Below are 13,429 nucleotides of genomic sequence, written 5' to 3'. Positions count from 1 at the left end.
GGCATCTCTAACGCTTATTTTAGCGTACCAGCCAGCTACCTTTGCATTGGGGCATCTCACTTTTAAAAGCAGTGGCAGTAACACTTTAGCTATTTCCGGAGATGTCTAATGAATTATTGGGGATAAAAGAAAATGCAGTCATCTCAGATCAAGCCGCATAGCCAAAATAATCCAGAAATTATCCCCAATCCCAAACGACTAGTAATGACAGTTGGTGATGCTAGGGTGGGTAAGTCAATAACAGTACGTTTGTTGATAGAGATTTATCTAGAATCACAACTAAATCTCAGAGTTTATTACAGTGGTAATCGCAATAAATTATATGCTTATCAGCTATTATTACCTATTGCTCAATTGCCCTTAACCCAAGGTGGTGCAGACCAATTATTAATTGATTTAGAGAGTTTTTCTGATGTGCAAGTAGCTTTGAGTGATTTACCCGGACAAAGTTTTGAAGAATTCCGACAATTTGCCGAAGAAGTAATGCTGTGGGATGCAATTGCACAATTAGGTTATCGTATCACCTTTGTACATCCAATTTCTTATCGGAGAGATTGTACAGATTATCTACAAGAGCTTTTTAATTGTTATGGAAATAAAGCAGACTACATCATTATCAAAAATCTGTATTTTGGTGAAGATTTTCCTTACTATGATGGTTCTGATATCCAACAGCGTATTCAAGGAAGTGGAAACAATGAGTTATATTTGGGAAAGTTATGGAGAGATACTTATGAATTAGTAGAATCTTTGGATTCACCTTATAGTTATGCAGTACAAAATTACGAGATAGATTTTATGAACCGTTCTCGTGTCTTTAATTGGATGGAAGAATTTAGTGAGCCAATTAAGAATAATAAACATATTGGAGAATTATTGGGTTTATTAAACATTACATCAACAGTGGAATTACAAAATCAATTAAGTAGCGATTTTTAAGCTTTGTTGTAAATATTAAAAATCGGAAATAACTAGGGATAAAATTATACATAGAAAAATCATAATTTAGAACGATTTTAGGATTTATACTCAATTAATATGAAGCTGCATATAAGTAATCGGACAAAATTAATTACACAAACATCTGGACTAAAATTTTTGACTGATAGAGAATTGCTAAATAACCAATATGTAATTAATTCTGTCCATTTCAGCACAATAAAAAACTGACATATAGGAATCAGGTTTGATTACTATATCATCTCTATCAAGAAACATAAAAAAAGGAACATGAACTTATGAACACCTCTCTAGAAACTTCTTTAGATACAACATTAGCAGGACAATCAGATCATTTTAAACAGAAAGTTCTCGATGTGGTGAGACGTTCTGGTATCAATCCTAAAGACCCATTGTTTTTGATATTGAGTTCTCTGGGTAAATTTGAAGTATTAATGGAAGACATTCCCGGTAAACTTAATACTGTAGTCGAGGGTTGGACAACAGAAATAGATGACAAACTTGATAAAGCATCAAGTGTAGCCATTGTTCAACAAAAAAGTGCGATCGCTAAAGCAGCATCAACTTTGTTGAGTAAAACCGAGCCAAAAAAATCTAGATCCGTCTTTAGTCCCTTCATAGCCACTGCCCTGGTATTATCTGGTGTGTTTGGTGTTGTTATGCTGGCTGGTAATATAACTTTTATTTGGAGAGGTAGAGGGTTAACAGAACCAGTTCGCTTGACTGTAGAAGAACAAGAAACTTTGAATTGGGCTATGTCAAAAGACGGAGAATTTGCTCGTCAGATTATGAAGTGGAACGATTTTGACCTGAGTGTTTGTCGAGCAAAAAAAGATAAATTAAAAGGCAAATGTATGATTTGGGTTGTGAATAATGACGAGCGACAACGTTATCTAGATCAATTAAATCAAAAATCAAAATCAAGCCGTTAAACTGATTTGATTTGTTTCTGGACTATCTATCAACCCCTCTACAATTGCTTTCGTAGCAGCTTGAGCGCGATTTTGACAATCGAGTTTAGTTAGGATGCGATGGACATGAGACCTCACAGTACCTACACTCAAAAAAAGTTTGTTGGCAATTTGATTGTTTCTATCACCAATAGCAATCATCTGCAAAATCTCTAATTCCCTAGAACTAAGCGAATATTGCCGAAAAACTCGCTTCACTTTCAGACTGGGAGTAACGACTACTGGTTGAGGTTGCAAATTTTGAATTAATATTTTAGCGACCGCAGAATCTAACCAATTTTCTCCTTTGTGTGTCACATAAATAGCTTCTGCTAACTTTTCTTTAGCTATCATCCTCGTACAATATGAATCTGCCCCTGCTGCAAAAGCTTCTTTGACAAAGATTTCCGTAGATTGAGCATTAAATATCACTATTTTAGTGATTGGTGATACTTGTTTAATCTGTTTTACAACTTCAAGACCACTATTATCTGGAAGATGCAGATTAACAAGAGCTATGTGTGGAACATGAGTTTCTATTAGTTTTAGTCCTTCTGATACTGTTTCGGCTTCCGCACAAATCTCGATATTCTCCTCTTCCGAAAGTAACATTCTAATCCCATACCGAGTCAGATCATGGTCATCGATAATAACTGTTTTGATCATCTGATTTACCTCCTATTTAGGTTGGATTATCTGATTTTTCAAAATTATTAGTGATGATCTTGAAAAATGGTAACTGATGACGGAGTTCAATTGGATACAACAGACATCTCCGAAAAAGAATGTGAAACCCTTGTCCTGTCTAGGAGAAAACCTAATTTCTGGAGATGTCTAATACAAAATTGAAGCAGGGATATGACATCGAAAGAAACAGAAATCTTATTTATGCAATGCCCCTACCATATCTTGCATCCAAATGAGAACCGCTATATTTGCCAGTTTAGGAGATGGCAAATTTAATCTTCTAATAATTATTCAATAATTTATTTTCAACAGTGATCTGAATCACACTTAAAACAACTAGTCTTATCTATTGTGTATGGATATTCTGCCAAATTTGTATTAAAAGATACATAAATAAGAATTTTGAAAGCGTAGCAGACTAAGAATTATATCTATACAATTTAAATTGTATACTTTTTTTATACCTTTTGATAGGGGTGCAATTGAAAGAACGCGGTATAATATGTTTATGATTCATGCCCTTTTTGTTTATGCTGTTTTTGCTGCTAAAAAGTCCGCACTTTTAGATATTACATCCAAAATATCTGCTGGTTCGAGCAGAGTAATTTGTGCCAAGACTTCCTTCTTAATATCCTCAACAGGACGATTTTTAAATTTTTTTGCATAATTCAATGAACTATTTTCGCAACATTCACGATAGCTAGATAAAGATATATGACCATCCAAGTACTGTTGCAGCGATTCGCTATCTCCACCACTCACTCTTGCCAGACGAAAGAAATTTTTAGAGTCAGCTTCAGGGACAACTTTCGCTTTTAACCACCGATATACAGTTGTGGCATCAACACCTATTCTTTCAGCTAACTTTTTTTGAGTCCAGCCTTCTTCTAATAAGTGTTCAATTAACTGAGCTAATCGTTTTTGACGTTCTTGCATAGTAGAAAACCTGGTTATACCAGTTATAAAATTTACTTTTTATCCCACTTTATATTTATCTAATTTCATTGGCGGATTCAAATAATTGATGTCTAATCGCTGAATTTGGTTTACAGTAAGGAGCTTGGATTAAATAACCTGTAATTCTCGGTTATTGTTTTGGTGTATGACAAGAAACCTCAAACAAAGTTTGACACCTTATTAAATCCACGATTCTAACCGCCACATAAAGCTTTTAGATTTTTGTGATCCATTCACCAACGGTCTGCTTATCTTGGCACAAGAGTTTCGCAAGGCTCAAAGTGGATAAGACTTGCTTACTCATTTTATTCACTAATTTAAGACTAAATCTCTTTCCTTTACAAGAGTTTGATGAAAATAATCAAAAAAGTGCTGACAACAAGCTAATGAAACAAACATTTTGGATCACATCGGAATTAAATTATTAAGAAATAATAAGTAACTATGCAGTATACCCTGCATTATGCAAGTATAATTATTGCAGGGTGCAAAAGTTACAAAATGTACTTTAGACAGCATCCGTCAACGAACAAGGTGTCATCACTCCCAAAGCAAAGTTATGACGTATATGACGGACTTCAATCGAGCTTCTGTTAATGGAACAGAGAACCAAGTAAGGTCATCCTCTAATTCTACCGTCTTTTTGGATACACAAAATTTTACTTTTATCCAAGATAGTGATCCAATGGGGTTGAAGACTAACTCTGAAGAAAATCAGGCTGATAGTCAAAACCTATCGAATATGGAACATCAGCCCAATGAAGCTGATAGCTTGCCTGGTGTAAAGCCCTGCGGTGTGCAGGAAGCATCAGCCATAGCACTGGAATTAGGTACTTTAGAGGGCAGAATTGAAAAGGGTTTAAGAGCTTTTTGGGACATCGGACAATCTTTGGGTCAAATTCGAGATAAACAGCTTTATCGGCAAAGTTACAAAACCTTTGATGAATATTGCCTTAACCGTTGGGAAATGTCCCGACGGTCTGCTTATCGCTTGATACAAGCTGCATTGGTTTATGAAAATGTGACCCGTGGATCACAAAATCCTGAAACTATAACTCGTGGATCACAAAGTTTTGTAAATGTGACCCATGTATCACAAAATCAAATTCTGCCTACGAACGAACGCCAAATCAGACCCTTAGTAACACTACCCCCAGAAAAACAACGCGAAGCTTGGGCTAAAGCAGTTTCTACAGCCCCCAATAGTAAAGTCACAGCTGCTCACGTTGCCCAAGTAGCAAGAGAGTACCATCGTGAAAACTCAGCAAATAAATCTAGACAAAAGAATTGTTTTGAGCAACAACAGCAATTAACTGACAATTCTCAACAGTCATTAACCCGTAGCTGCTGGAATTGCCGTCATTCTAGTCAAGAGTTGATAAAAGATGATCACCAAAGTTTTTATTGCGATCGCTTAGGTAAGTTAAGTTTTGTTAAGAAAGACGGTAACCAACGGGGTGCAGAATGTAAATACTGGACTTACCGCTTTGGAGAATCATCTGAAGTCAGAAATAATTTAGTCCCGTTACGAGAAACTTTTAACCTGACTTTACAACTGCCAGTACACTTACAACCATTAATACAAGATGCTGCTAAAAAGTCAGATTTAGCAGTAATGGAATGGGTAGCAAAACTTGTGGAAGAGGCAATTGTCAAAAAGAGCGGTACTCAAAATAGAGATATTCATCAAAATTTTATAGATATTACAGTTTCAGAAGTTGCCTGATATTCAAAAAAATAATCTTGTACAGGGAGAAGGAGAGTAGGGAACATGAAGAAAGAGCGCAAGGTGGAAGAGTAATTTTTCCTCTCCTCTACACCCTGCCCCCCTACTTCTTTTGTTTAAAATGCCGAATTAGGTATTAGGATTTGGAAAGAAAGTGCTATTTTCACACCACTAATTTTAAAAATTGTAATGTTGACAGTGAAAGACCCACCTACCGATTTTCAACTTCCGCCGCACAACGAAGCGGCTTTAGAGGGACTTAGGGAAGCAAAAAACGTTGACTCCACTGTTGCTCTAGCAGCTAGTAGTTCAGCAATTGCTACAGGTACAATCAGCCCCGCCGGCTGGTTGCTTTTTGGCTTGGCTTACAAACCGTTGGTTAGGGTGGAAAAGATTGCGCGACTGGAAAAGCTAACAAATGTACTGTTGGAGGAATTTAAAGACCAAGGAATACAAGTCTTTCCAGTCCTTCAAATTGAGGACAAGAACCCTATTGACTTGTTTATCAGGTTTCCACGTAAAACTCACTTGTTTATCTCCATCAGATCATTGGGAGACAGGGAAGTAGTTTACAACGAAACTAGAGAAATTATCCAGGTCCGCAAGAAGAATAAGGGTGGTTTAACAACCTGGAAACCTTGTCCATTACTTGAGTTAGCAGATTACGAAAAGTGGCTCAACAAGAAAAGGGACTTATTTGGAATGTCTTCAAGGGAGGCCACAAAAATACGTACTGCAAAAGTTTTGGTCTTATGGCATCCTACTAAAAAAGCTTCAAATCTCAAAGAACATCTTTATACTGAAGTGGGAAGCATGAAAACTCTGGCTCTCAGAAGAAAAGGCACTATGTTTGTTATTCAAGAGGAGGAAGTAACTGAGTTTGTCAAATCTTGGTTAGCTACGTGCGAATAAATTAAATAGATTAAAAAGGCGAAAACCCCACGTCCAGTTAGGACAGCGAGGTTTTCCAAATACATTCCATCATCGGAATTGGAGCGGGGTATTGGGTATCGAAGCCTAATTTTTATATCCCTGTTAGTAATCTTATCTCAAAAAGTTGAGATGTAAAACCAGAAGAACACTGATTTTACAAAAAAATTAGGATTTACGCAATTGCGATGCTTTCGGTGTACCTCTTTGGGGAAGCAAGCTCAAGCTACGCGGAGCGTTTCTTAACGCTAATATCGTTAACATAGTGTGCCGCAAACACAAGCTCCGCTAATACACACCGTCTCCAATAGGAGAAGCAAAGAAAGCTTAGATATCGCCGGGAAACAATCTCAAACCCATATTGTTCATACCTCGTGCGTAAGTCCTAGTAAAACAGCAATTCAGGAATTTTATCTTCTTATCTTCCTGGGTTCTTGTCTAAAAGATTACTAATACGGGATTGCTCCAATTCCTCCAACACACTTACTGGAGGATTGGCTATCATGTCACAACAGCAATTTAACAACTCATCAGAACCACAGCAGCCTGAAGAAAAGAAGCAGGGGGCAAGGGAGCAGGGAGCAGGGAGCAGGAAGGACAGTACCCTGCGGGAAGCTGGCGCAACAGATGGGGATGGGGATTCAACACTTCGACAAAGCTCAGGGACTACCCCACCTGGACGAGAACCAGTTTGTAGAAGTGGGGGACTCAAACCCATATTCCGCTCCGCTTTACCGCAGGAGGAAAGAGTCATTTCTCCCGTTCGGCTGACGCTCACGGCGGAAGCCTGCCCCCTGCCCCCTGCCCCCTGCCTCTTCGTTGAACAGGCTCAATTTACACCACGGTTAGAACCAGAGCCTATCCAGAACGACAAAATCAAATTCGCATTTAACGCCACTGGTAAAGATAAAAACTGGGATTTTCGTAAACTGGCAGCCAACTTCCAAGATAGAAAAGGCACAATTTGGGATGTGATGAGACACGTAGGAGCAGGACACGCCTTATGTGCTGGTTTACTAGGTGGGCAATGGCGGAGTAAAGCCAGTATTATTGGTTCTCAATGGCTATTACTAGATATTGACAACACACAAACATGGACAGATGAAAATGGCAATCCATTAGATGAAAATGGTAGACCAATCAAAATTAATCGAGCTTGGGTAGACATTAACGGTAATGTCATTGAAAAATCAGATGGTAGACAAGCCCAGAAAATCTACCAACATCAGCTAAACCTAGACGAAGCAATAGAACATCCATTCATCAAACAATATTGCGCTTTAATCTACACCACAGCCAGCCATCAACCAGATTGGCACAAATTCCGCTTGGTATTCGTATTACCTGAATATGTTCAAGGTGCAGATACAGTAGAAGTACTAACACGCTACTTAATGAAGCATTTGCCTCATGACCCCGCTTGTAAAGATGCTTCACGGGTGTTTTATGGCAATACCAAAGCCACATTCCCATTAATTCAACCTCATGTCACACTACCCCAATCTTGGATAGATGAAGCTGTCACCACCGCTTATCAAGAAAAAATCGAATATGAGAAACGGTTAGCAGAAATTACAGCCCGTCGTCTACAGTTTCAAGAGCGTGCGGAAGCTAACAACTGGGATATTGATCAGCTAATTCAACAAGCTTTAACTTACATTCCCTCACGTAGTCCTGGTAGCAACAACTACAAAAAGTGCATAGATGTATTAATGGCACTAAATTCTCATTATGGTGCTGTAGATGCGGAAATTATCGGAGAACAGTGGAGTCCATCAATTAAGGGGACAACTTGGAATATTCGAGCCAAAATTAAGAGTTTTCGCAGTCGTTCTGGTATTTCCATTGGGACACTATTTCACATTGCTAAACAATATGGATTTAGATTTCCAAAAGTTGAAGGTACAACTTTTAATAGTAATTACCAAGATAGCCAGTATAACAAATACCAAGTAAAGAGATTCAGCAATTACCGAACAAAAGAATTAAACAATTACCAAAATGCTGTATTCCAAGATTACCAACAAGAAGAATTAAACAATTATCAAAATGCTGTATTCCAAGATTACCAACAAGAAGAATTAAACAATTATCAAAATGCTGTATTCCAAGATTACCAACAAGAAGAGTTAAACAATTATCAGAAGGAGATATTTAACGATTACCACGGAAAATACTCCGGTAATAACCTACACGCCACCGTAACAGATCCCACAATCAGCAAAGAACAATGGCAAGCTAAATACGGTATAAAGAGAGACTTTGAAGAATTTATCCACACCTTAATCACTGTTACTAATAAAGTCCAACGGTTTATAGGTAACGTTATTTACCAACCAAAACCAACAATACTTTTACCAACCAATAACCTAGATGTTGATATCTGGTTTGAACCGAAGAATCGCACCCAGACTTACCTAGATGCAACTAAATCAGGTAAAAAATTCATCTTAGATTTATCACACGCAGGTGCTGGTAAATCTCACACTGTGGGTGAATTTATGCCAGAACAGTTAGGAGTCAATACGCTGTTTTACCTCAGCAATGAACACCGTAATCCCACTGTAGCAACTATTGAAAACTGGACAGACTTACCAGTACGTCACAATGGACTAGTAGCAGATGCTTATAAGCTCACTCCACTGGGAAACCCACAAATACACTGGCCTCAACCGGGGGAAGAACCGAACGTTGAGGGAACTTGTCCTCTGACAGATTTTTTTAATGCTCTTGCAACCAAAGGATACAAAAAAGAAACATCCGCAGAAGCAAGCCTTAACCCCATCTGCAACGGTTGTAGACTCAGAGCTAATTGTGCAGGTAGAGATGCTGCTGGTAATGTCCTCCCGAAAGTCAATGGTGCTACCTTCCGACGTGATAGAAGGGATGCACTAGCATCTAAGCGGATTCGTGCCAATATCAACTCTTTACCCCAAGCTACAGATATCACTGCTATGAAGTCAGGTGCTTTTGTTGACGAAGCTTCTAGACAACTACAACCAGTTGACTTTATTAAAGTTAGTTTACGAGATTTTGACTCCTCAATGATGGAGGTGCAAACCAAGTTACCAGCATTGTATGACAAAATTAGAAGTTTAGTTCTACCACTGCGGGTACTGCTAACTGGTGAAATTCCCCCTGTTGAGGAAACATATCATGGGTACAATGATGAGTTAATTAGAGCTTTATTAGGGGAAATTCCCACAGATATACCGGAAATCATTGCTGAACTGGAAACTATTGCTCCAGATATTGAGGAATTGGTACAGCAGGCTGATAGTATTACATTAGATGGGGTTGATAAATGCGATGCCTGCGGCGGGCGAAGCCATCGCGAAAATATAAATAGAAAAACCTTAAAATTTATCCGTAGTCACCTCAATAAACAAGCTGCTCAGGAGACTTACAGGAATATCGACAGTTTACCTGTGAGATGGTTGATTCCCCTTCTAGAAGTCATTGGAGACATCGAACCAGGGGCTTTACGGGTTAAGAACAAACATTTAATTATTGCTACTAAAAACAGCCGTCAAGTTGATGTTCTCAAAGCTTTTGACTTTGTTTTTTTGATGGATGCTACTGCTAACCGTGACAATGTGGCTATGCAGTTGGGGATTAATCCAGAGGAAATATTGGTGATTTCGGAAATCCCACCAGATTACAGTAACCTGACTATTCACCAGATTACGGGCTTTGGGTTGCTGAATAAAGACCGAGGTCACAAATTAAAAGAACGAATTGCTGCATTGCGAGAAGAATTAAATCAGCGTCATGATGGCAATATTGCTTACATAGACCACTTAGCACATAAAAACAAGAGTGATGGACACTGGTTTGCTGATAATCGCGGCAGTAATGCCTATCAAGATAAGCAAGCGGTTTGCAGTTTTGGCACTCCTTATCAGGATATTGGAGCATCTGGGCAAGTTTATATAACTTTAACAGGAGATAGATGTGTTAGTAAAGAGAATAAGGTTTTTCAAGATGTAATTAACTATTTGGTTCAGACTGAGGTTGTTCAATGTGCAGGTAGAACTAGAGCTAACCGCAGAATGGAAGAGGTTACTTTTTATGTGGTTAGTGACAAAGATTTATCCTATTTAGCGGATTACTACCCTAATGCTAGGTTTATTAAATCTGATGCTTTTGATATTTGTGCAGGAGCAGGTACTGAGATACAACAGACACGTAAGGGCATATTGACAGGTTTCAAGTTGCTGGTAGCAGATGGGGTGACAGATTGGCACAAAGTTACTCAAGAGGTGCTAGGTAAAGCTGCTAGTATTTCTCAATCATGGTTAAGTCAGGTTGCTAAGAAGTATTTTGGGGGGTGGAACTGCTTTAGAAAATTATTACTACTCCTATATAATTCTCTATATAGGGTTAGTAATAATTCTCTAGAGGTTTTGACTAAGGAGCAGCAGTGGTTTATTGATGAGTATTTACCTCTGTTGCAGCAGGATAGGGAAGCTGGTTATGAATCTGCGGATTTGGTGATTGAACATTTGATTACGTTTGCTGAACATCTTGGTTGGCAAGGGTTTTCTAGGGCTGTGAATGCAGCTACGATGGAAATTAAAGCTTTTTTAGTGGATTGTTTGATCTCTGTGTTGCCGAAGGAGGTTCATGATCACGTTAAGCGCAATTTAATTTCGTACTTGGCTCAGGTAGAACCTGAATATTGAGTTTATACCCAAAAAAACTGATTTTTTCTAGTTGGAGCAAAGCAATACAATATTGCGATATAGCTTGCTGCTTTTTTACATTTTATTATCACTACATATTTACCACTACCTATATTTGAAATCGAGAACTTTCTGCTTTTAATAAGCGCGAGGCATCTTCTAACTCTTCTAAAGAATTATTTGTTTCTCGCAGTGCATCAACTGTTTGCTCAGAAGCTTCACTTAATTGTGCCATTACCTCACTAATTTGTATTGCCTCCTGAGACTGTTCTTCCATACTTTTGCTAACTTGTCTAAATTGTGGGGGCAAGCTTTCGACTTGATGAATAACTTTAACAATTTTATTACTAATTAAATTCACTTGCTTGGCACTATTATTAACTGAGTCAGTAAAATTATCCATTTCCATTATACCCACTGAAACTGCTGTTTGCATATCTTGAATGACTTGCTGTATTTCTAAAGTAGCAATAGCAGTTTGATTCGCTAGACGCCGAATTTCTGCCGCCACAACTGCAAAACCTGCACCATATTGCTCTGCTTTGGCTGCTTCTATAGCTGCATTTAATGATAGAATATCTGTTTGAGTAGCAAATTTATTGATTGTCACAACAACATTATTAATATTAACGGATTTTTTGTTTATAATATCTAATTTAGAAGTAAGAGACTTGGTAGCTTCTAGTAAATATTGAACAATCCTCTTCATTTCTTCTAATTCATCTTTGCTTTGACTAGCAGCAGTGGATGTCATTTTAGTTATATCTTCAACTTTGTTTATCATGTTGACTAAGTTTTTGGATGTAGCAGCAATTTTTTGTGAAGTAGCAGCAACTTTATTGGTAGAAGCTAATTGCTCACTAACTGTTATTTCTAATTGTTTGCCAGAGGTAGCTATCTGTGTACTTGATGTTGTAATTTTTTCACTTGAGTTTTGAATACTAGTTATCAAGGATTTTAAATCTTGATTCATGGCATAAAAAGCATTGTGAAGTTTTCCTATTTCATCTTTATATTCAGACGTTTGGATTGATATTGTTAAATCACCACTAGCAATTTTTTGGGAAATCTCGACTAATTCAGAAATTTTATTAGCTACTTTTTTCAAAGCAATTTGAAGGTTAATTATTTCGTTTTTTTCTTCAGCTTGTTGCATTTTACTATTAGCAATGGTGTTAGAAACCTTAACTAATTCTTCAATAGGGTTTACAAACTTATGAGCTAAGAAGTTAGCTAAAATAGCAATTACTAATGCTAAAACTATAGTTGCAATGATTAATACTCGTTGTAAGTTATAAATAGGTTGATATGCTTCTGATAAACCCAGTTCGGAAATAATAGCCCAATTAACACCTGCAATTTTTAAAGGTGCGTAAGAGCTAAGGACGGCTTTACCTTGATAATTTTGGTTAATAATGAGTGTACCTGATTGCTGTTTAATGGCTAATCTTGCAGACTCTGTATTAACCATTTGTAAAAAAATTGAAGTTTTTAGCTGTTCTAATAACCGGATAGTTTCATCTGAAACATTCTGCAATTTTAAGATGTTGATATAAGCTTGACTATCTTCCAATAAAAGTCGAGAATTTGAACGCATCAATAAATCATAACCTACTATATAGGTTTCACCAGTATTTCCTAAACCATCATTTTGCCAGTTATTATTACTTGTCAAAACTCGGTTAATTTGATCTATAGGTAATTGAATAGCCAGGATACCTACTAAATTTTCACCGTTATAAATAGGTGCAGCTACAAAAGCAGCAGGAGCCATATAAGATGGTTGATAGGGTTGATAATCTACTATCTGAACCACACCACGATTAGGATTTTTCTTAATTGTATTTACTAATTTAGAAAAATTAGTTTGTGCAAGTATTCCTGTATTTAAACTTGCACCGAAGTCAATTTCTTTATAAACTGTATAAACAATCTCGCTAGTCTTTGGGTTAATCAAGAATAAATCATAATAACCAAATTTTTCAATCAATTTTTTAAACAGTTGATGATATTTACTATGAACTTTACTATATTCACTGCCATCTGGTGCAGCTATGAGTTTATCCTTTTGTCCTACTGAATAGGGATTATTAGCTAAATAATGATATTGTAAATAGCTGGCAACACTATTAGATGGCTTATATGCAGATAAATTATTTTTTTGAAAGTTAGAGCTACTAAGACGGGGTAAAAAATCTTTTTGATAAAAAGTGATAATTTTTTCATCCCAATCTTGAGGAATACTCTGGTTATTGATTTTTTTAAAAGCTTGATCAAATTCAATCATTGCTTCTACAAACATTTTATCTTCCGTAAGGGTTTCGACATGATTACGCAGGGTTTGGAAATAAAACTCTATCTGGTAAGACTTAGTATTTCTGATACTGGTTAATTGATTGAAGATTTGTACTTTTAAAGATTCTTTTGCCCATATTAAACCGAAATAAACTACAATAAAAATTGAGCTAAAGCTAACTAGTAGAAGTATTGTTTGTAATTGAAGCTTAGTGCTTAAATGGTGAAACTGTTTCATA

8 protein-coding genes are annotated in these 13,429 nt (G+C 37.0%); 5 read left to right on the top strand and 3 right to left on the bottom strand.

The features are described 5' to 3' along the window. The first annotated feature begins 132 nt into the window (after positions 1-132). Together H6G68_RS24380 and H6G68_RS24375 are read left to right on the top strand one after the other, a co-directional pair. Complete coding sequence (locus H6G68_RS24380) at positions 133-939, top strand: hypothetical protein (protein WP_190908958.1); 807 nt, start codon at positions 133-135, stop codon at positions 937-939. 299 nt (positions 940-1,238) lie between these two features. Further along, positions 1,239-1,892 carry a DUF6753 family protein gene (locus tag H6G68_RS24375; protein ID WP_190908957.1) on the top strand — a complete coding sequence of 218 codons (654 nt, stop codon included), beginning with the start codon at positions 1,239-1,241 and terminating at the stop codon, positions 1,890-1,892. Here H6G68_RS24375 and H6G68_RS24370 read toward each other — a convergent pair. Together H6G68_RS24370 and H6G68_RS24365 are read right to left on the bottom strand one after the other, a co-directional pair. After that, positions 1,881-2,576, bottom strand: coding sequence for a response regulator transcription factor (locus H6G68_RS24370; protein WP_190908956.1), 696 nt, complete (start codon positions 2,574-2,576; stop codon positions 1,881-1,883). The genes H6G68_RS24375 and H6G68_RS24370 overlap by 12 nt on opposite strands. A 549-nt stretch (positions 2,577-3,125) precedes the next feature. After that, on the bottom strand, positions 3,126-3,533 hold the full coding sequence (locus H6G68_RS24365; RefSeq protein ID WP_190908955.1) for a helix-turn-helix domain-containing protein: 408 nt from the start codon (positions 3,531-3,533) through the stop codon (positions 3,126-3,128). A 580-nt stretch (positions 3,534-4,113) separates the two neighbouring features. Between H6G68_RS24365 and H6G68_RS24360 the strand changes: the two genes are divergently transcribed. The 3 genes from H6G68_RS24360 (at position 4,114) to H6G68_RS27415 (ending at position 10,895) form a co-directional block, all read left to right on the top strand. Beyond that, positions 4,114-5,280 carry a hypothetical protein gene (locus H6G68_RS24360; protein WP_190908954.1) on the top strand — a complete coding sequence of 389 codons (1,167 nt, stop codon included), beginning with the start codon at positions 4,114-4,116 and terminating at the stop codon, positions 5,278-5,280. 189 nt (positions 5,281-5,469) lie between these two features. Then, the gene (locus tag H6G68_RS24355; protein ID WP_190908953.1) at positions 5,470-6,192 is read left to right on the top strand and encodes a hypothetical protein; all 723 of its coding nucleotides are present in this window, start codon (positions 5,470-5,472) and stop codon (positions 6,190-6,192) included. A gap of 521 nt (positions 6,193-6,713) precedes the next feature. Beyond that, positions 6,714-10,895 (top strand): PriCT-2 domain-containing protein, encoded by a 4,182-nt coding sequence (locus H6G68_RS27415; protein ID WP_242045380.1) that lies wholly within the window; start codon positions 6,714-6,716, stop codon positions 10,893-10,895. Between the two features lie 109 nt (positions 10,896-11,004). Here H6G68_RS27415 and H6G68_RS27410 read toward each other — a convergent pair whose 3' ends face one another. Further along, positions 11,005-13,428 carry a methyl-accepting chemotaxis protein gene (locus H6G68_RS27410; protein WP_242045379.1) on the bottom strand — a complete coding sequence of 808 codons (2,424 nt, stop codon included), beginning with the start codon at positions 13,426-13,428 and terminating at the stop codon, positions 11,005-11,007. Between the last annotated feature and the right edge of the window lies 1 nt (position 13,429).

Source organism: Anabaena catenula FACHB-362 (assembly GCF_014698735.1).
In the GTDB taxonomy this organism is placed as follows: domain Bacteria; phylum Cyanobacteriota; class Cyanobacteriia; order Cyanobacteriales; family Nostocaceae; genus Anabaena; species Anabaena variabilis_A.
The sequence above is the reverse complement of the archived record's forward strand: the minus strand, read 5'-3'. Positions and strand labels throughout refer to the sequence as shown.